This window comes from Bernardetia sp. ABR2-2B (assembly GCF_037126435.1).
In the GTDB taxonomy this organism is placed as follows: Bacteria; Bacteroidota; Bacteroidia; order Cytophagales; family Bernardetiaceae; genus Bernardetia.
The window spans coordinates 4,404,670-4,424,766 of the sequence record NZ_CP147020.1; the positions used below are offsets into that span (position 1 = coordinate 4,404,670).

The window sequence follows — 20,097 nt, forward strand, 5'->3', positions numbered from 1 at the left end:
TCGCAAATTCTACTTTAAGAAAGGACATTTTGAAAATAACGTTTGAGCCACGTATTGGAAGCCTTATTTTTCCATTGAGAATCCAGTTGTTCTTTTATCTGAACTAAATTATCAAAAATAATCGTATCAGAAGTGATTTTTTGCTCAATGACGAGTTCTTTTAGTTGAGAAAGAGAAGTAATATTTATTTTTTCTTCTTTATCCAAATAAGCCACTTTAGTTCTGTCAAAGAGCGAGATTTTAAATTCATCTTCAATAGCTTTCATGAGTTCTACTGATTTATCGATAGAGCAACCTGTTGCTTTTGTAAGTTCTTCATTGACTGCCAAAATCAAAAAACGCTTATAACGAATTTCGAAAGAAGAGACTAAAGAGTTTCCGTGTGCTTCCCAATTTTCGATGAAATTTGTTAAAACATTAGTAATCGCCAAAACTTCGCTATCTGTAAGTTCTCTATCAGATTGATAAATCCAAAGACGAGAGTAAGAAGGCATTTTTTCAAAAGGTAAAAACATAATAATATTATTTATTACTATTTTAAAATAAAAAATAGCTTGAATTAATTTAAAAGTTGAAATTTTTATAGATATAGATAGCTCTATTTTATCTGAAAAATAGATAGTCAATATAAAAATCACTTCAATATATATTGTTAATTGATTATAAAGCCAATTTTATTGCCTAAACAGTTGATTTATTATCAAAAACAAACAGCTCTGCAAAGTTATGTATTTTATTAGAAAGTTACAAAATTAAAAGTATTAGTTTTGCTTTAATTTATAACTTATTGATTTTAAGTATATTCAATAATTTGATATTTTTTTATCCTCACCTCATCTAATGAATTAATCATTATTATATACATAGCAAGGTTTTAATTTGAATTGTTAAAACTAGTGTTTATGACTACTTCATTTAACAAACCTCACTCATTTTAAGTTATACAATTGAAACTTATTCTACTCAAAATAATCTAATAATCTAGGCAAAACAATTCTATTACTATTTTTTACAGCTCATTATGTCAGAATCACAAATTAAAAATACTGCTATTACTCAATATGAATCAACTTTATATTTTCCTTTTGAAATCTGTAAAGGAGAAATAGGCAAAAAAGTTCTAATTTCAGAGCTTTCTCAAACAGTTCTTTGTAGTTCATACAATCAACTTGTGATTAGCTTTTGTATGGAATGGCAGAGCAATAAAAGTGAATTTATAGTTCATACATCAGGTTCAACAGGCATTCCTAAGCCCATTTCGCTTACTAGAAAACAGATGAAAAATAGTGTTTTTGCAACAGCTCAAGCATTGGACTTGAAGCAGAATGAACGTTTTCTAATTTGCCTAAATACTGAATATATTGCAGGGAAAATGATGCTTGTTCGTGGAATGGAATTAGATGCAGAAATGATAATAGTTCCTCCCAAACGAAATCCCTTGGAAGATTTTGATGAAAAAATGTGGTTTGATTTTGCTGCTTTTGTACCGATGCAATTACAAACTATTTTAGATGAAACTCCTGAAAAAATTGCGATTTTGCGTCAGATGAAAGCTATTATTATTGGTGGTGCGCCTGTTTCATATTCACTTCTCAAAAAAATACGTTCTACAAAAGCACTCAACAGAGTGCCTATTTATTCTACCTATGGAATGAGCGAAACGGTTACACATATCGCATTAAAAAGACTTAATAATAAGAGGGGAAAATGCAAAAAAGAGCTTTCAGATACTTATAAAACACTTCCAAATGTAAAAATAAAAACGGATGAGCGTGGCTGCTTAGTTATTTCTGCACCTCATACTTTAGGAAAAGAAATTATTACGAACGATTTAGTAGATATAAAAAATGAAAATGAGTTTGAATGGCTTGGTCGTGCAGATTTTGCTATAAATACAGGAGGAGTAAAGGTTTTTCCAGAAAAAGTAGAAGTTTTTATTGAAAGAGCTTTTTATGAATTGAATTTAAAAAGACGTTTCTTTATTTCTTCTAAGCCTGATGAGACATTAGGTGAAAAAGTAATTCTGATTATTGAAGGTTTACCATTTGATAAAAAATTTGAAAATGACCTTTTAGAGCATCTCAAAACAAACCTTCCTGCTTATCATGCGCCAAAACAGTTTTTTTACCTCTCTAATTTTGCTATGACAAAAACAAGTAAAATAGATAGAAAAGAATGTATGAATTTAATTTTTTAATGAATTTTCAATATCCTTTAAAATAGTTATTTTTGTATTTATATAAAAAAAAATATCCTAAAATGAAAAAAACAGAAATAGTATTATTATTTACTTCACTTCTTTTAGTTTCATTATTTGGATTTGAAGTTTTAGGACAAACAAATTTTCTCATAAAAGGAAAAGTTATTGATTCAGAAACTAAAGAACTCTTACCTTTTGCTTCTATCGGAATTGAAGGAACAAGCGTAGGAACGGCAAGTAATTCGACTGGGTTTTTTGAGTTTAGGCTCAATCCTACTTGGAAGGATAAGTTTATTGTTTGTTCTTTTGTAGGTTATCAGTCTTTCAAAATAAAGGTTTCGGAAGCCTATCAATATTCTAAAAATAATCAATTGACCTTCGCATTAAAACCAAGTGAATCGCTCAAAACGGTTACGATTAGTTCAAAGAGGATTCCTAAAGTGAAAAAAATAATGAAACAAGTTATAAAAAACTTACCTAAAAACTATCCTCAAACGCCTTATAACGCAGATTTTTTTTACAGAGAATATTTGAAAGATTCGACAGCCTATGTTCGTTTGGTAGAAGCTGCACTCCACGTTTACGACAAACGAGCTTATATTCCCATTATTTATAATCACAAGAGTAAAAATAGCTTTGCCCCTACCATTTTGAATTTAGAAGAAGATTATTTTGCACAAGTAAAAGAAAGAAGAGCCTCTTATGACTATTCAAAATCGAAGATAAATAACTTTTTTATTGATGTAGAATATGGTACTAAATACAATTGGATAAGAAAAAATCAGTTTATTTTTGATAAAACGATGTACGAAAAATTTGATTATGAATTAGTAAATCTGACTTCAATAGGTAAAAAAACGGTTTATGAAATTTCTTTTTCTTATAACGGAACAATTGATAGATTCAGAAAACTTAAAGGAAAACTCTTTGTAAATGATGAAGATTATGCTGTGCTTCAACTTCACTTTTCTTATTTTCCTGTTGGTGCAATGGGTGGTTATAATGCCGAAGAGCGTTATGGCTACAATATTTATTTGGAAAATGAAGAGCATTTTTATTTCAAAAAATATGATGAAAAATATTTGGTAAGTTATCAATCGCTGCGTTCTACGGAAAAGTATTATGAGAGCCAAGAAGCATTTGAAGAGTCTGTTTCTGAATATTTTGTCGAACAGCTTACAGTAAATGTAAATCAAAAAAATCCAACTCCACAAGGTTTGCAAGACGATTCGAAGCTAAAAGAAATTGATTATAACACTACTTTTTGGGAAAGTTATAATGTGTTGGCAGATTCTCCTCTGAATATAAAAATTAAAGCTGATTTGGAAAAAAGACAATCTTTAGAAAAGCAATTTGAATTAGAGAAATAAATATTTTGTATTTTGTATGAACAAAAGTTTCTACAATCAACAAACCATTATTTCTATGAAAATTTTGCCCTATGATAATCTTACTTATAAAACTCACTTGTCTAAAGAAGAAATAGCCAAAAGACTGAACGAAGTAACAGAGCCTAAAAAAATGATTCGAATGACAGGTGTTTTTTCGAATAAAAATCATAAAGAATATGAAGGAGCAGTAGATACAAACTCTTTCAAAATAAGTCGTATTATTGGCTACCGAAATTCGTTTTTGCCACGTATAGAAGGAGAAATTGAAGAGAGTAAAGAAAGCACACTCGTTCATATCAAGATGAGATTACATACTTTTGTTCTTGTTTTTATGGGAATTTGGCTAACCATCGTAGGTCTTGTTGCTATTGCTGTTTTGAGTTCATTGTTTCTTAGTGAGAGCAATATTGGATTCGGTGTTTTTATTCCTTGTTTTATGTTTCTAGTTGGATTATTGATGCCTATTTTAGCTTTTCATTATGAAGGAAATAAATCAAAAGAGTTTTTTGAAAATCTTTTTGAAGTAGGGAAACAATTAAGCGATAAAAAAATATGAAGTATTTACCTTATGAAAATCTAACTTATAAAACTCATTTATCTAAAGAAGAAATTTTAAAAAAACTAAGTGATAAAGTAGAACCAAAACGTGGTATCTTTCCTGACAATGGTTACCAGCCTTACGAGGGAACTATAAGCGAAAATACCTTTAAAATAAGACGTATTATTGAATACAGAAACTTATCTTTGCCATGCATAAAAGGTAAAATTGAGGAAAATCAAGATAGCACACTTATTTATATCAAAATGAGGCTGTATCCTTTCGTAATTGTTATTTTATGTATTTGGTCGCTATTTATGGCGTTAGGAGTGCTTGTTTTTATAACAATGTTTGCACAAGAAACACAAAATCTATCTCTATCAAATCTACCTTTTTTTTCATTTCCTTTGTTAATCATTATTTCTCCTATTGTTGTTTGTAAAGCTTTTCATTATGAAGGAAATAAGTCAAAAGAGTTTTTTGAGAATCTTTTTAAAGCAGAAAGAGTAGAATAAAATAACGCAATTATAAAGACATTTTGGTTCTTTATGAATTCGGTTTCACCTTTCATTTTTGATGGGTCTGTACTGCAAGTCTGACCTATCAAAAATAAGTATTTCTAATTTCGAATAGCTTATTTTGTTCAAGTCAGACCGTCGGTACAGACTTGAACAAAATACAAGTTAAGGTTTGCAACTAAAATCATATAGAACCGACATTTTTCAAAAATTGATTTATACTTTGAACTAGTTTAGCTCCTTTTAACTGTGCTGATACTTCTGAAAGTGAGTTAGCTTTAATCAATTATTTTTGCGAATAAACAAGGTTTTTTCACGAAAAAAATACTAATCAATTTTTTAATAAACGTTATCATGGTTTGTTTCATGTAGTTCAGGCAGGATGCCTGAACATAAAAAGCAGCTTTTATTCCCAAAGGTCAGTCTGGAAGACTGACATACAAAAATAACATTGAAAGGCTTAATATAAAAGAATATTTTCATTTTCAGTTTCCCATTTTCGTAATTTTATACGCTCATTATAAGGTAAATTTCTGACAAAAATATTTACTTTTTCATCAAACTGAATCAGACTATGAAGTAGTTGATTGATTTGAGTGATATTACTTAGTGAGGTCGGAAACTCATACATTTTATTTCCTTTCTTGACAACTTGTAAGGTGTATGAACGCTTAGAATAAAGTAAATTGATTGCCAAAATAGACTTTAGAATGATTTTAACGCCTTTTTTTGTCCCTTCAAAACGAATAGAAATATGTTTTTTATGAATCTCTATACTTTCTATTCTCTTTTTCTTTTTGGAAGAAGCAAATAGACTCTTACCTTTAAAGAACATTGCTTTTATACCTATTGTCATAATGGCTACAAAAGTAATTCCTATTGAAAGAGGTGCAATACCTAAAAAGGTTGTCAGAAAAACTAATAGTAATGAAATGGAAAGTACAGAAATAGAAAAACTATTTTTTTGATAAAATGAACGCTCATCTACAACTACTGGTTGGTTTAGGAAATGATTATCTGTTTCATTAAAAAACTCATTTTCATACGAATTTGAAATTTTATCAGTACATTGAATGACATATAAAGGAGGACGAGTAACTCCATTGATTTCTAGTTTTTCACTTGATGGAAATTTTCCTAAAGTTTCATTTTGATTGCAATGCACTTTGTCCAAATAAAACCATGTATCTTTCAAAAATGCTGATTTGCAGATAGCACAAAACACAATTTCATCGCCTTCTTTTATATCGTCGCCAGTAATTGGGTCACTTCTATTTTCATCAAGAAATGCTTGATGTCTAGGTTTTTGTATGATATGAGTGTGCATAAATCTGTATTTTTGAATTTTAGTCATTCCATTTTCTAAAATACGAAAAACTACACAATTCTCTTATTTTATACTTTAATAAATTTATACTATGATAGACAAAGAATATCCTATTTATGCTTTTGAAGAAAGAAGACGATTTGGAGTTAGTATGCAAGAAATTAAAAATGAATCTTCTATTTTAGAATCCTTTTTAGAAAAACAGGAAATAGAACGGAAAACAAAAAAATCTGCTTTTAATGTCTTTGTTGAAAACTGTATGCAACAGTGGAGAAGAGGGGGGAATTCATTTTATCAAATAATTCGATATAAAGATTATATTTTACTTGAATTTTTAATAGAATATCGTGAAGATGATGATATTGACGAACTCTGTTTTAGAATAGAAAACTGTAATAAACTATTTATTGAGGGAGGAGATGAAGGTTTGAAGAGTTTTTATAAAAAATTTCTAGCTTCCATTAAATCAAAAAATAATTCTGATTTTTTAGAAAAGTATCGCACTCACTATAATTTACATTTTATAGATTGCATTCGTAAAAGCAGAAACCCAATCCAAGTAGAAAAAACAGACCAAGAACAAACATTGAAAATTACTTATAAAGTTGATTTGTAGAATATATACAAAACTTTGTCAGTAGTTGTAAGGTAATCCGAAACAACTCTGACAATAGTTTTTACTAAAATGTTACTTTTAAGCTATTGACAGCCTTGTGAAAGGACTGTCAAAGTTTTAAGAAATAATCAAAAGAATGAGATGTTTTTTTTAACTCAAAACAGCATTCAGTTCCTTAGAATGATAATAAAGTGTGCTACAATTTTCTTTTCTTAATATCTTTTTAGCAGTTTGCATTAATTCTTCTTTTGTAACTTTTGCCATTTGGTCAGAAATTGTATTTACCATATCTACATCTCCCAAAATAGCATAATAGGCAATATTCATAGCTCGGTTTAGTACCTCTACTTCTGAAAAAACGTGAGAAGCTTCTGCTTGATTTTTTACTTTTGTAAGTTCATCATCAGAAATTCCATTTTCCAAAAAGTCATCAATTATGCTTTGAATGGCTTCTTCTCCTTGTTCTGGTGTGTAAGCAGGGTTTAGTTTTCCAGCAATAACTAACAAACCTTCATCTACCGAACCCATAATATAAGCACCAACAGAATTGAACATTTCTTTTTCTTTGACAAGTTCTTGGTACAAACGAGCTGATTTATCTCTTCCCAAAACATCACTCACAAGGTCGGTTGCATAATAATCAGTAGCTTTTCTGTTTCCCATTCTATATGCTTTATAAATGGCATTTAGAGGAACTTTTGCTTCTACTTTTTTGTGTCTTGCTTCAGTTTGTGGTGGTTCTTTTTCTAGGTTACGCATTGGTCGGTTTCCTTTCGGAATATCTCCAAACCATTTTTTAGCCATTTTTTCTATTTCCTCTTTTTCTACATTTCCAGCCACTACCAAAACGGCATTATCAGGTCTATAATGTTTGAAGAAAAAAGCTTTTACTTCTTCTAAAGTTGCTTCTTCAATATGCTTGATTTCTTTTCCGATAGTTGCCCAATTATAAGAGTGCTTTTGATAAACTAAAGGGCGCAGATGAAGCCAAATGTCGCCATAAGGTTGATTGAGGTAACGCTGTTTAAACTCTTCAATAACTACTTTTCGTTGTACTTCTAAAGAATTATCATTAATTGAAAGCGATAACATTCTATCAGCTTCCAGCCACAAAGCAGTCTCAACATTTGGCGCAGGAACAATCGTATAATAATTGGTTACATCAGGCGAAGTATAAGCATTATTCGAACCTCCAACTTGCTGTACAATCGTATCAAAATTTGGAATATTTGCAGAGCCACTAAACATCAAATGTTCGAACAAATGAGCAAAACCAGTGCGATTAGGCGATTCGTCTCTTGAACCAACATCGTACATAATATTTACCGTAGCAATCGAAACTGTTTTATCTTGGTGAACAAAAACACGTAAGCCATTATCAAGTGTGAAATGTGAAAAGTCTATCATATAGTTAGTGATGAATGATTAGTTTTTAGTGATTAATTAGGATTCAATTAAAACGAATAATTAATTCGGCTCGTGTTTCAAGAATTTCTCGTAGTCGTTTTGTAACTCATCTGTCATGAAATTATGAAATTCTAACTGCTCATCAATTTCTTTCAAAATTTCTATCAAAGAATTGATTTTGCCTTCATTGGTAAACATTTTATTGACAATAATAATAGGCATTCCTTTTACTAAACAGGCCCCCGAACGAAAATTACCTTTTTCATAACGGACTTTATAACCTCCCAATTCGAAAATGTTTTCTAGTTTTCCCAATGTTTCTCCCGTGTATCTCATAAAGTTGTATTAAGTATAACAGACTTCCCAGTCTGTTTAGAAGTGTGCATTTTGTTCTGAAACAGACTAAGAAGTCTGTTATACATATTCAAAATACAAAAAAATATCACTCAAAAACAAGTCAGAAATAAGTAATGAGCTTATCGTTTATTAAACGTGATAACTTTACTTTGTAGAAATGGTTATGATTCTATCAAAATTTAATAAATACCTATAAACTTTTTTTCGCAGATTAAAGTCTGTGCTACATTATGAAAAACATTTTTTCAACTTCATTTTTAATCCTTTCACTTCTTATAATTACCTTTATGTTTTCTAATTGCGCCTCTAAGAAATATGAAAATATATCTTATTTAGATAAAGCCGTTTCAGAAAAAACAGAAAAAGAACCTCTACCAACACTCAATATTTTTTCACCTAAAAAACTCAAAAAGAACCTCAAAAAATTTGATTCTAAGAATGAAAAATTACCTGTTTTGATTTTTGTACACGGTGGAAATTGGAATAGTGGCGACAAAGAAACCTATAATTTTTTTGGTAGAAATTTCGCCAAAAAAGGAATTGTAACTGTTGTAGTTGGTTATACATTAAGTCCAAAAGCTAATTATGACGATATGGCAAAACAAGTTGCAACAGCTATAAAATGGACAAAAAATAATATCGAAAATTATAATGGTAATCCAGAAAAAATATTTCTGACAGGACATTCAGCAGGAGGACATTTGATTGCTCTTTCTACCATGAATCCAAAATATGACGTAAAAGATAATACTGTTTCAGGTCTGATTCTGAATGATGCAGCAGGTTTAGATATGTATAATTATCTTCAAAAAGCCCCTCCAACAAGTAATAGCAACTACGATACAACGTGGACAAAAGATCCAAAAACTTGGAAAAAAGCATCGCCCATTTATTATATTGATGAACAGACTCCACTCATTATGTTATATTTAGGGAAGAAAACTTATGAGTCTATAAAGATTTCAAATAGAGATTTTTTGGATTCTTTACACAAAGTTCAGCCGAATGTAGAACCTATTTTACTAAATAAAAAACACGTTCCGATGATGATTCAGTATTTCTTTCCTTGGAGCAATCGTTATGATGAAATAATTAAATTTATAAAGGAGAATTAGAATGAATTAGCGAGTGATTTGTATGATTTTTAAGATAAAATGCAGGATATGAAATTCATTAAATACAGAATAAAAAAGGCAATTATTTTCATTTGAAATTAAAACGTATTATCCTGTAATTATCATAGTAATCATATAAATCACTCGCTAATCAGTTATAGTAGTTCTTCTATCTCAAAATAATTTCTACCAATTTATCATAATCATTGTCAATAGAAAGTTTTTTTGCATTCGCCAAATCTACCTTTTCAGATTCATAACTCGGAATCGCTTTTTGTATAATCTCTGAAAATTTTTGTGGGTGTGCTGTCTCTAAAAACAAACCAATTTCATTTTCTTTCAAACTGTTGTGTAAAGCTAATTTTCCGACTGCGCCATGTGGGTCTAAGAGATAATCGTTTTTCTCATAACAATCTGCAATTTCTTTTATAGTAGAATTATCATCAATCGTAAAGGCAGAAATATCTTTTTTAGTTGCTTCTAAATTACCTTTGTATAAATATTCTATTCGTTCAAAATTACTTGGGTTTCCCACGTCCATCGCATTCGAAAAGGTCAAAACAGAAGATTTTTGCTGATATTTTCCCGTTTGGAGATAATTATAAAATGTATCATTTGCATTGTGTGCAGCTATAAAACGTTCTACTGGCAAACCTATTTTTTTTGCTATAAGTCCTGCCGAAATATTTCCTAGATTTCCAGAAGGAACAGAAACAACTAACTTTTTATCTTCTAATTTATCTTGTTTTTTTAATTGTTTGTACGCCAAAAAGTAATATAACATTTGAGGCAAAAGACGAGCTACATTGATAGAGTTTGCACTACTTAGCGTTACTTTTTCTCTCAATTCTGTATCATTAAAGGCTTCTTTTACGAGTTTTTGGCAATCATCAAAAGTTCCTTCTACTTCAATAGCTTGAATATTTTTGCCTAAAGTTGTCATTTGAAATTCTTGATAGGGACTTACTTTTCCTTTTGGAAACAAAATCTTTACATCAATTCCTTTTACATCAAAAAAACCGTTGGCAACTGCACTTCCTGTGTCGCCAGAAGTGGCAACTAGAATAGTTACATTCTGATTACTATTGCTATCTTCTCTATCATTTTTGCTATAAAAATGTGATAAACACCTAGACATAAAACGTGCGCCAACATCTTTAAAAGCTTGTGTTGCGCCATGATACAATTCTAAAGAAAAAATATTATTTTCTACCTTAACAACAGGAATAGGAAAATTGAGTGTTTCTGCAATAATTTGTTTTAGCTGCTCATCATTTAAAGAATCCTTCACAAACGGCTTCAAAACTTCAAAAGCAATTTGATGGTCTTCTATATTTTCGATATTATCAAAAAAAGAAGTCGGTAAAGAAGGAATATTCTCTGGAAAATAAAGACCACTATTTTTTGTAAGTCCATTGATGACAGCTTCTTTAAAAGAAACTTTTTCCTCATTGTTTGTTCCGTTTTTTCTTGTGCTAAGGTAATTCACTAGATTTGCATTTTAGAGATGATATACTTTTTGACAAATTTACTATGAAAAATTGTTTTTTAATCATAAATCGAAAAAAATGGGCTACGCAAAAGAAATAAACTGCTACAAAAAACAAGAGTTTTTAGATTTTAATGCTCTTGATTTGATTGAATTATTGCAATCAACTTCTTGGGAAGTTAAATTAGGTATTATAGACAGAGGAAATGATTTTGATTGGATTAGCTTAGAAGACAATCAAGAAGGTAGAGAAGAGTTTATAAATATCTTAAAATACAAAATTGAACATAATGAATATATAGGTTTTTCAATTTTTAATCAACAAGTAGAAAGGTTCGTACATGTTAGTCTAGAAAATATCTTACTCCATTGACAAAACTTTAATTTTTTGATCAAATTTAGTTTCACTAGTCATTGGATTATTGAGTATTTTTTTAATTTCTATTAATCCATATCTGAAAAAAGAGTATTCATTATATCCATTTGAACAGACTCTTATTTTTGTTTTTTTATGTTTCCATTCTCCTACTTTGTAACACCAAACAAAGGCAATGGAACACAAAGCAATTAATTTAGCTATTTTATTTGGTTCTGTTAATTTTGTATTTTCTAAGTTAAAACCTTGTGATTTTAGTGCTTTAAACAACGTTTCGATTTCCCAACGTTGTTTATAAATTTCAAAAATATTATCCAATAAAACAGGTGATGCTAAATAAATATATCCTTTTTGTGTTCGACTTACAGATAAATATACCTCTGCTTCATTGACTACAAATGTTCCATCTAGTTGATAGGTTTCTGAAATCGAAAGCCCTCTACACCATGCTACAATAGACTTTGTTTTCCCTTTTCTAGTAGCTTTAAAGTTAGATTTTATACGCATTACAAAATCAAATTTTTTTGTAGCTAAATAGAAAAACCATTTTTTACCTATAAACTCTCTATCTGCTACAAGAGCAGTAATAGATAAATTAGGAAATTGATTTAAGAAATCTTCTATCAAATCAATTCGTTGTTGAGTAGCTGAATTTCCTGTCCTCGAAAGTACAGACCAACAAAGAGGAATAGATACCCCTTTATGAGCTGCTGAGAGAAGCAAAATATTAATATGCTCTTTTCCAACTTTCCAATTCGTTCTATCCAAACACAGTACGATATTTTCCCATTGTTCAATGCCTTCTAAGGAAATAATCAAATTAGTAATTGCTTGAAAATCAAGCTCATAATAATTTAAAAAGCGTTCTATACGACGTAAAGAAGAACTGTATTCTACATTCCTTTCAAACGCAGTTGCAATTTGAATTAAACCTCCTAGACCTACCTTTATAACAGCTATTACAAAAAGACCTATAAATTGAACTCGGGCTAAATGAAACCCTTTTAAATGAGAAGATAAAACACTAACTAATTTTGTAACTTTACCACTAGAAGCATACTTTGCTTTCGCCATAATTGAGAAAAATTTTGTGAGAAACTCAATTATGGCTTTTTTTTATCTAAATTTAAAATCTTTTGTCAGAGGACTGAGAGAAAATATAGACAATAATTTGATTTGTTTTGATTTAGATATTGGAAGAGAGGAAAATGAATCTGAATGGTTTGAATGGTATCATCAAAATCTAATTATTCCAATAGAAAAACAAAACCCAGTTTTCTCTAAAATAGAATGGGAAACTGGTTATGAACGTAAAATCCTGAAAACATTTGAGAAAGAATAAAAATAAACACAAAAATGATAGAACTAAAACTCTTCACAAAAAACGACTTCAAAACTTTCAAAAGGGACGTAGATATGTTTCATATATGGAACAATTAGATTCTACTTTACAAAAAGAATTAAGACAAAAGGGGATTATTAGAATTACATCAATAAGAACTGATGGCAAGTGTAAATATATTCAATACATGACAAATTGGGCAAAACACCCCGTTGGAGATTTTTTCCTTAATTATGATGTTTGTCCTATTGAAAAAACAAAAAAAGGATATTATAAACAAGATAGTTTTATTGAAATTTGGGGAGTTGGAAATGGCTGGACGATTTTGGTAGATAGCGATTGGATATAAAAAACACCTTTTTAGAACTGTTATTTACAAATAATCAAAATGGAAATTCTAGTAAAAACCATATTTATTCTGTTATTCTTGAGTTTAGTAATTGCTCCATTTTTAATAGGAATTATCTTGAATAAATTTGAACTGACATATAAGTTTATGATTTATCTATTCTTGAGTATTGTGATTACTTTTTCTATCTCCTTGATTTTAGGTTGGTGGTCAGATTTTTCTACAAAAATACTTTTGTCTTATTACGATTATGATTTAAAAACAATGGGTGGTGATAGGTTTAGGAATGTTGCTGCTGAAAACATAGAAAGAGTTAAAATATTGCTAATACGCTATTATGGAGTAGGTTGGATTGTGAAAGTGTTTATGATATATGTCTTTTATCTTCCTTATATTTTGCTGGTTTATTTGATAACTTATTTATTTTCAAAAGTAAAAAAATGAACAAACAAATCAATCGCTACAAAGAATTTGCTGATAAAATTGAAGCAGAATATAATCAAAAAGCAGAGAATATCTTTCTTCTGCAAGGAGATGTGTTCACGGTTTCAAAAGAATTATTTGACAAAAAACAGAATATAGTTTTTAGTTTTAAAGTTAGCCGACCTGCTTATGATTCTTATCACTACACTAACTACATTTATTTGCCTGTAAATGACGAAAAAATAAAGACTTTACACATAAAGAAAACGTTGATATCTAAGATTTTGCCTATCAAAAGCAGTTATAACTTAATAGACAAAAGTAATGCTTACGGATTGAGCATTATTGACTTAATTGAGAAACATAAAATTGAAGTTTTAGAAGAAATTTTTTATCCCAAAGATTCAGAGTTTGACAACGAAATTGATATAAAATGTGCGTCTAAATTTTTAGATATTCCAGAACTTATCAGCTTATATAATTTTGTAATCGATTTATCAGATATATTGTCATAATTTTAGAGAAATCTACTTCTCATAAATCCCAATATAAAGTTCTCCATCTTTATTCATTGAGGCACGATACATTCCAGCCGTATTAAATTCCATTACTACATTTCCATTTTTATCGATGGCAATAATTCCTCCGTTGCCACCAAGTGCAGGAAGTTTGTTTTGAATCACTTCTTTTGCAGCTTCTGCAAGGGTTATATTTTTGTATTCTATCATCGCAGAAATATCATAAGCAACTATATTTCTAATAAAAAACTCTCCCCAACCTGTTGAAGAAACGGCGCAAGTCGCATTATTTGCATACGTTCCTGCTCCTATAATTGGCGCATCGCCTACACGACCGTACTTTTTATTGGTCATTCCTCCTGTGGAAGTTCCTGCTGCTAGATTTCCATTTTTATCCAAAGCTGCACAACCAACTGTACCGAATTTTGAATCTTTGATAGTTGGGTCATAAAAATTTGTTTGGTCTTTTTTAGTAGAGTCTTCATCGTGGTCTAGCTCAACAGCATTTTCATCTTTAGCTTTTACTTTTTGTAGTGCATCAAATCTACTTTGCGTATAAAAATAATCAGGCGAAACAAGTTCTAATCCTCTTGCTTTAGCAAAAATTTCTGCTCCTTTTCCTGCCATCATAACGTGAGGGGAGTTTTCCATAACTTGACGAGCCAACGAAATCGGATTTTTGACTGTCGTAACTCCTGCTATTGCTCCTGCTGCTTTATCTGCACCATTCATAATCGAAGCGTCCAATTCATTTTTTTCATCAGCCGTAAAAACTGCTCCTTTTGCTGCATTGAAAAGTGGCGAATCTTCCATAATTCGTATTGTTGCTTCAACGGCATCAAGACTACTTCCACCTTCTGCCAAAATTTTATGTCCTGTTCTGATTGCCTCTTCTAGTTTGGCTTTATATTCTGCTTCTTTTTCAGGAGTCATATTTTCTCTCAAAATTGTTCCTGCTCCTCCATGAATTACAATACCGAAATTATCAGCTATTTTTTCGTTTTGATTATCTGTATTTTGAATTGTATTAGAAGAGTCTTGAGTAGTATTTATTTGCTCTTCATTGTTTTGATTAGAATTAGGAGTACAAGAGATGAGAAATGAGAGTAGAAAAAACGAAAAAATAAAGAGAGGAGATAATTTCATGATTTTATTTTTAGCTTAAAGGTCAAACGAACAGTAAATTTTGCCATAAATTAGTAATTTTATTTCAAATTTTACCGAAAAATCTATACTACTAGATATTTTATTTATTGTATAGGTCAGTCTCGTAGAGCAGACCGTTTGTAGCCAACCTTGTTTGTTTATATAGACGGTCTCTGACCTATTTATTTGAAAATGTCTAGTAGTTGCAAAAAACACAAATGATAGAATTACAGCCCTTTACAGAAAATGATTTTAGGCTTTTCAAAACTTGGATTAAAGACGAAGAACAAATGGTTCAGTTTGGAGGAGAAATGTTTGTTTTTCCTGTTACAGATGAGCAGTTAAAAAGCTATATTCATAACGATAATATAAAACCTTTGAAGGTAATTTGGAAAGAAACAAGCGAAACTATCGGACATTGCGAACTCAATTATCAAGACGGAAATAAACGACTTTCACGTATTTTGATTGGAGAAGATAAATGGAGAGGAAAAAAAATAGGAGAACAAATTGTCCTTAGAATGGTAGAATTATTTTTTAAAGACCCAAATACAAAAAAGGTAGATTTGAATGTTTTTGACTGGAACAAAGGAGCTATAAAATGCTATCAAAATGTAGGCTTTGAAATCAAACATGACAAAACTACCCTTATGAAAGTAGGCAATAAAACGTGGACACGACTCAATATGGAATTAGAGCGCAAGTAAAGGAAACGGTTTATTTCAATTTTACAGCCGTTCCATACGCAAAAATTTCAGAAGCCCCTTGTGAAATCATCGAACTTTCAAAACGAATATTTACGATAGCATCAGCTCCTAATTGTTGAGCATCTTGGATGGCTCGTTGTAAGGCTTGTTCTCTTGATTGAGCTTGTAACTTTGTATATTCTTCTATTTCTCCTCCAATAAAGTTTTTTAGAGAGGCTACAAAATCTCGTCCTGCATTTCTAGCCCTTACGGTACTTCCTCTGACAAGTCCTAAAACTTCTGTAATTTCTTCGCCATGAATTGTTTCTGTGTTTGTAACTAACATAATTTTTTTTGTTTTGATTATAATTCTTTTTTCTAAAGATAGAAAAACACGTTGATTTTTTCTACTCTAATCGCTTTTTTATTATCTTAGTGATATATTAAACTGAATAAATAATGAAATTAATCAAAAAATTAAATCCATTCAACCCTATTTTACCAGCATTTTGTTTGTTGATTGCTTTTGCTTGGGTGGGATATGATAGTTTTTTTAGGGAGAAATATACGGAGGAGGAGAAAGCTGTTTTTGTAGAAGGCATAAAGGAAATAAAAGATTTATCAGTAATGTATTATCATTTGGGTAGTAGAATAAATAGCAATATCAGAAACAAAGATTATTATTATACTTACTGTCTGAGAGATGTTTCAGTAGAGTTGGATTCATCAAAAAATAAATTGGAAAGACTAAACAAAGAAATTATTTATCAAATTTTTGATAAAAATAAGCTCCAAAAAGAACAAGAAATTCTAATTACTTCTGCGTTTGAAAATTATATAGATAAAGCAATTAAAATGGATAGTTCACTCAAAGAACGCTATCAAGATTTTACTTTAGAAGATAATTTATCAAATAAGGAACTTAATCAACTTTATTTTTCTGATGATACACTACAAAATCAATATCATTTACAGCGTTTCAAAACTCAATTAGCTAAACTGTATTATGAAGATGTAAATTTTCTCTACCAAGAAAAGGTTTTAAATCCTGTCATTGCAAAAATGTCTAATTATTCTTTAAAGCCTCATATATTTTGGGATTCAGAATATCCCAATAGTTTTAGTGTAGCAATTACTTATCATGTTCCTTTTGATACAACTATAACAAAACTTCATTCTCCAGAGGGTCTAGAAACTAAATTTGACAAAAGAGGATTTCTGATTATTCCTTCAGAGTTGAGAAATAAGAAAGACAGAAACATGAAAATCAAAATAAATCTTTCACAACAAGACACCGTTTATCATGAAATCTATTAAATTATATGTTTCACTCTTTTTGTGGGTAACTTTTGGAATTGTAATGGTTGCTCACTTTATTTCTGATGAGGATAAAGAATTGACAGCAATCAATAATACAAATAGTTTTGTAGCAGAAAACAATAAATTAATTTGGCAAGAGCAACTTAAAAAACTTAGACAAACTATTGCCAATGATGGTAATAACGCTAGAGATATGAAAGTATATAATGACATAAGAAGCAGTTACGATTTTATAGATGGATACTATAAAAATAATGAAATTGCTTTCAAAAATGTGATAGAAATTTTACCAGACTCTTCAAAAGTTGTTTTTAAAGAAGAACAAAAACAGGAGTTTGTAACTACTAAAAGTCAAATAGTAAAAGAAATCTATAAATTAAATTTACATCAAAATGCCTATCGTTCTTTATATACTGAATATATGAAAATTGGTTCTTTTGGTTGTCATTTTAGCATTATTTCTATTATTCAAGAAAGTGACAGTACACTTGGCTTTTATGGTGTAGGTTTTCCTTTAGAAATGGATTTATCTAAGCAAACGGCTGAATTAGTTCACAATAATAGCAAACAGGATTACAACTGGAAATTATTTTTTCCCAAAGATTCTCTAAAACCCATCACTTTTCAAATCAATACCTACACAAAAACAGATACAATAAGAAAAAGGTATCAAATCAAACCACAGAAAGGAAAGAAACTAAAGCCTTTTGAGTATGAAGAGATAAAATAAAATAACTATTCAGCCTTCACTTTCTCTTCTCTCAAATTCTGTAATTCTTGCCACTCATCACGCAGACGTGCAGCTTCCATAAAATTGAGGTCTTTGGCTGCTTTTTCCATTTTCTTTTTGGTTTGGTCAATTACTTTTGTGAGGTCTTTTATATCCATTCCCTTTATTACTGGGTCAATTACGACGGTCATTTTAGACTCTTCGTAAAATTCTTTTGGCAATGACTTGGCATCAGCTACCGAAGTTTGTTGCATAATAGCCTCTTTTGACTTAAATACTGTTGTTGGCGTAATTCCATTGGCTTCATTGTATTCTTGCTGAATTTTGCGACGACGGTTTGTCTCATCAATCGAAAGGCGCATCGAAGGCGTAATTTTATCAGCATACATAACTACATGACCATTTGAGTTACGTGCAGCACGTCCAATAGTCTGAATCAGTGAACGTTCATTTCTCAAAAATCCTTCCTTATCTGCATCTAAAATCGCCACTAAAGAAACCTCTGGTAAATCTAATCCTTCACGTAACATATTTACACCAATCAAAACATCAATTACACCCAAACGAAGCTCACGAATAATTTCTATTCTATCCAAAATCTTTACGTCGGAGTGAATGTAGCGCACTTTCATTTGTAGCTGCTCAAAATAACGGCTCAATTCTTCTGCCATTCGCTTCGTAATTGTGGTAACCAAAGCACGTTCTCCATTAGCTATCGTTTTATCAATTTCATTCAGAAGGTCGTCTATTTGAGTGCGTGTCGGGCGCACTTCGATAAGTGGGTCAAGCAGTCCAGTAGGTCGGATAATTTGCTCTACAATAACACCCTCACTTTTTTGCAATTCGTAATCAGCAGGAGTAGCCGTAACAAAAACAGCTTGGTCAATCATCGATTCAAATTCATTGAACGTAAGGGGGCGATTATCAAGCGCAGCAGGAAGTCGGAAGCCGTGGTCGACAAGGGCAATTTTACGAGAACGGTCGCCTCCCCACATCGCACGAATTTGTGGAACAGTTACATGACTCTCATCAATTATCAATAAAAAATCTTTTGGAAAATAATCTAACAGGCAAAATGAACGTTCTCCAGCTTTTCGATTATCAAAATAACGTGAGTAATTCTCAATTCCAGAACAATAACCCAATTCTTTCATCATTTCCAAATCTGACTCGGTGCGTTCTTTTATACGTGCAGCTTCTTCAAAACGCCCTTCGTTTTCATAAAAACGGATTCGGTCTTCCATATCAAATTCTATCTCTTCCATTGCTCTTGTTATGGTGTCTTTGCTCGTTACAAAAAGACTTGCAGCAAACAAAAGCATGTACTCTTCATCATTGATTTTCTTTCCTGAAACTGGGTCTATGCGTTGGATTGCTTCTATTTCATCTCCCCAAAAGTAAATTCTATATGCAATATCAGCATAGGCAGGATAAATATCGACGGTATCTCCTTTTACTCTAAATGTCCCTCTAACAAACTCTTCCTCGCTTCTGCTATACATTATGGCTACTAAATCCAACAGAAAAGCATTGAGAGAAATCATATCTCCTGTACTTACCTTTAAACTATTTTCTGCAAACTCATTTGGATTTCCCAAACCATAAATGCAAGAAACAGAAGCAATTACGATAACATCTTTTCGTCCAGAAAGTAAAGAAGCTGTCGTACTAAGTCTAAGTTTTTCAATGTCTTGATTGATAGCTAAATCTTTTTCGATATAGGTATCCGATGCCGAAATGTAGGCTTCTGGCTGATAATAATCGTAATATGAAATGAAATATTCGACGGCATTATCGGGAAAAAACTGTTTGAACTCTCCGTAGAGCTGTGCAGCTAACGTTTTGTTATGACTAATAATTAGTGTCGGACGATTTAGCTTTTCAATGACATTTGCCATTGTAAAAGTCTTTCCAGAACCTGTTACACCCAAAAGCACTTGAAAATCTTCACCTTCTTCAATGCCTTTTACTAAAGAAGCAATGGCTTTTGGTTGGTCGCCTGTGGGTTTGTAGGGAGAATCTACACGAAATTTCATTGCAGTTACCAGTAAATAGTTATCAGTTACCAGTTAAATACTAGTAATGAGTAAAATATAATTGAATCAATCTAAAGAAAGATAACTAACTAATAGGAAAATGTTTTTTGAGTTTTGAGAAATTATTTTGAAAGTTTGTGATTATATAATTGGTCTCAAAAATATCACTTTGAAAACTCTTTACTAATCTTTATATTTGAAAACAAAAGTTTA

At 30.7% G+C, this 20,097-nt stretch carries 23 protein-coding genes; 14 read left to right on the forward strand and 9 right to left on the reverse strand.

Annotation, left to right across the window (positions count from 1 at the left end):
- Positions 1–14: 14 nt before the first annotated feature.
- Positions 15–515, reverse strand: coding sequence for a hypothetical protein (locus WAF17_RS18555; protein WP_338762907.1), 501 nt, complete (start codon positions 513–515; stop codon positions 15–17).
- Positions 516–1,021: 506 nt separating this feature from the next.
- Here WAF17_RS18555 and WAF17_RS18560 point away from each other — a divergent pair.
- From WAF17_RS18560 to WAF17_RS18575, 4 genes are all read left to right on the forward strand, one after another.
- Complete coding sequence (locus tag WAF17_RS18560) at positions 1,022–2,197, forward strand: AMP-binding protein (RefSeq protein WP_338762910.1); 1,176 nt, start codon at positions 1,022–1,024, stop codon at positions 2,195–2,197.
- Between the two features lie 62 nt (positions 2,198–2,259).
- Positions 2,260–3,570: a carboxypeptidase-like regulatory domain-containing protein gene (locus WAF17_RS18565; protein WP_338762912.1), complete on the forward strand. Its 1,311-nt coding sequence runs from the start codon at positions 2,260–2,262 to the stop codon at positions 3,568–3,570.
- A 55-nt stretch (positions 3,571–3,625) separates the two neighbouring features.
- Positions 3,626–4,147 carry a hypothetical protein gene (locus WAF17_RS18570; RefSeq protein ID WP_338762915.1) on the forward strand — a complete coding sequence of 174 codons (522 nt, stop codon included), beginning with the start codon at positions 3,626–3,628 and terminating at the stop codon, positions 4,145–4,147.
- Positions 4,144–4,644, forward strand: a complete 501-nt coding sequence (locus WAF17_RS18575; protein ID WP_338762918.1) for a hypothetical protein — start codon at positions 4,144–4,146, stop codon at positions 4,642–4,644. Before WAF17_RS18570 ends, WAF17_RS18575 begins: the two co-directional genes overlap by 4 nt.
- Positions 4,645–5,107: 463 nt before the next feature.
- Here the strand turns inward: WAF17_RS18575 and WAF17_RS18580 are convergent, their stop codons facing one another.
- Entirely contained in the window at positions 5,108–5,974 is an 867-nt protein-coding gene (locus WAF17_RS18580) for a hypothetical protein (RefSeq protein WP_338762921.1), read from the reverse strand.
- Positions 5,975–6,065: 91 nt separating this feature from the next.
- On the opposite strand from WAF17_RS18580, the gene WAF17_RS18585 reads away from it, so the two are divergent.
- Complete coding sequence (locus WAF17_RS18585) at positions 6,066–6,590, forward strand: hypothetical protein (protein WP_338762924.1); 525 nt, start codon at positions 6,066–6,068, stop codon at positions 6,588–6,590.
- Between the two features lie 150 nt (positions 6,591–6,740).
- On the opposite strand, the gene WAF17_RS18590 is transcribed toward WAF17_RS18585, so the two are convergent.
- Positions 6,741–7,997 carry a pitrilysin family protein gene (locus WAF17_RS18590; RefSeq protein WP_338762927.1) on the reverse strand — a complete coding sequence of 419 codons (1,257 nt, stop codon included), beginning with the start codon at positions 7,995–7,997 and terminating at the stop codon, positions 6,741–6,743.
- A gap of 60 nt (positions 7,998–8,057) precedes the next feature.
- A complete protein-coding gene (locus tag WAF17_RS18595; protein ID WP_338762929.1) occupies positions 8,058–8,219 on the reverse strand; it encodes a hypothetical protein in 162 nt (53 codons plus the stop codon).
- A gap of 422 nt (positions 8,220–8,641) precedes the next feature.
- Here WAF17_RS18595 and WAF17_RS18600 point away from each other — a divergent pair, with 422 nt between their 5' ends.
- The gene (locus tag WAF17_RS18600) at positions 8,642–9,469 is read left to right on the forward strand and encodes an alpha/beta hydrolase (RefSeq protein ID WP_338762931.1); all 828 of its coding nucleotides are present in this window, start codon (positions 8,642–8,644) and stop codon (positions 9,467–9,469) included.
- A gap of 169 nt (positions 9,470–9,638) precedes the next feature.
- Here WAF17_RS18600 and thrC read toward each other — a convergent pair whose 3' ends face one another.
- Positions 9,639–10,958, reverse strand: a complete 1,320-nt coding sequence (gene thrC / locus WAF17_RS18605) for a threonine synthase (RefSeq protein WP_338762934.1) — start codon at positions 10,956–10,958, stop codon at positions 9,639–9,641.
- 79 nt (positions 10,959–11,037) lie between these two features.
- Here thrC and WAF17_RS18610 point away from each other — a divergent pair, with 79 nt between their 5' ends.
- A complete protein-coding gene (locus WAF17_RS18610) occupies positions 11,038–11,331 on the forward strand; it encodes a hypothetical protein (protein WP_338762937.1) in 294 nt (97 codons plus the stop codon).
- Here WAF17_RS18610 and WAF17_RS18615 read toward each other — a convergent pair.
- Positions 11,320–12,408, reverse strand: coding sequence for an IS4 family transposase (locus WAF17_RS18615; RefSeq protein WP_338760955.1), 1,089 nt, complete (start codon positions 12,406–12,408; stop codon positions 11,320–11,322). The two genes, WAF17_RS18610 and WAF17_RS18615, sit on opposite strands and share 12 nt — an antisense overlap.
- Before the next feature lie 31 nt (positions 12,409–12,439).
- On the opposite strand from WAF17_RS18615, the gene WAF17_RS18620 reads away from it, so the two are divergent.
- From WAF17_RS18620 to WAF17_RS18635, 4 genes are all read left to right on the forward strand, one after another.
- Positions 12,440–12,676, forward strand: coding sequence for a hypothetical protein (locus WAF17_RS18620; RefSeq protein WP_338762940.1), 237 nt, complete (start codon positions 12,440–12,442; stop codon positions 12,674–12,676).
- Positions 12,677–12,761: 85 nt separating this feature from the next.
- Positions 12,762–13,025, forward strand: coding sequence for a hypothetical protein (locus tag WAF17_RS18625; RefSeq protein ID WP_338762943.1), 264 nt, complete (start codon positions 12,762–12,764; stop codon positions 13,023–13,025).
- Between the two features lie 39 nt (positions 13,026–13,064).
- Positions 13,065–13,469, forward strand: coding sequence for a hypothetical protein (locus WAF17_RS18630; RefSeq protein WP_338762946.1), 405 nt, complete (start codon positions 13,065–13,067; stop codon positions 13,467–13,469).
- Positions 13,466–13,963: a hypothetical protein gene (locus WAF17_RS18635; RefSeq protein ID WP_338762948.1), complete on the forward strand. Its 498-nt coding sequence runs from the start codon at positions 13,466–13,468 to the stop codon at positions 13,961–13,963. Before WAF17_RS18630 ends, WAF17_RS18635 begins: the two co-directional genes overlap by 4 nt.
- Before the next feature lie 12 nt (positions 13,964–13,975).
- Here the strand turns inward: WAF17_RS18635 and WAF17_RS18640 are convergent, their stop codons facing one another.
- Complete coding sequence (locus WAF17_RS18640) at positions 13,976–15,112, reverse strand: isoaspartyl peptidase/L-asparaginase (protein WP_338762950.1); 1,137 nt, start codon at positions 15,110–15,112, stop codon at positions 13,976–13,978.
- A gap of 218 nt (positions 15,113–15,330) precedes the next feature.
- Between WAF17_RS18640 and WAF17_RS18645 the strand changes: the two genes are divergently transcribed.
- Positions 15,331–15,819, forward strand: a complete 489-nt coding sequence (locus tag WAF17_RS18645; protein WP_338762953.1) for a GNAT family protein — start codon at positions 15,331–15,333, stop codon at positions 15,817–15,819.
- Between the two features lie 10 nt (positions 15,820–15,829).
- Here the strand turns inward: WAF17_RS18645 and WAF17_RS18650 are convergent, their stop codons facing one another.
- Positions 15,830–16,144 carry a YbjQ family protein gene (locus tag WAF17_RS18650; RefSeq protein ID WP_338762955.1) on the reverse strand — a complete coding sequence of 105 codons (315 nt, stop codon included), beginning with the start codon at positions 16,142–16,144 and terminating at the stop codon, positions 15,830–15,832.
- 113 nt (positions 16,145–16,257) lie between these two features.
- On the opposite strand from WAF17_RS18650, the gene WAF17_RS18655 reads away from it, so the two are divergent.
- Both WAF17_RS18655 and WAF17_RS18660 read left to right on the forward strand, forming a co-directional pair.
- Positions 16,258–17,115, forward strand: coding sequence for a hypothetical protein (locus WAF17_RS18655; protein WP_338762957.1), 858 nt, complete (start codon positions 16,258–16,260; stop codon positions 17,113–17,115).
- A complete protein-coding gene (locus tag WAF17_RS18660) occupies positions 17,102–17,848 on the forward strand; it encodes a hypothetical protein (RefSeq protein ID WP_338762959.1) in 747 nt (248 codons plus the stop codon). The genes WAF17_RS18655 and WAF17_RS18660 overlap by 14 nt, the downstream gene beginning before the upstream one ends.
- Positions 17,849–17,853: 5 nt before the next feature.
- On the opposite strand, the gene uvrB is transcribed toward WAF17_RS18660, so the two are convergent.
- Positions 17,854–19,884, reverse strand: a complete 2,031-nt coding sequence (gene uvrB, locus WAF17_RS18665) for an excinuclease ABC subunit UvrB (RefSeq protein WP_338762963.1) — start codon at positions 19,882–19,884, stop codon at positions 17,854–17,856.
- Positions 19,885–20,097 lie beyond the last annotated feature (213 nt).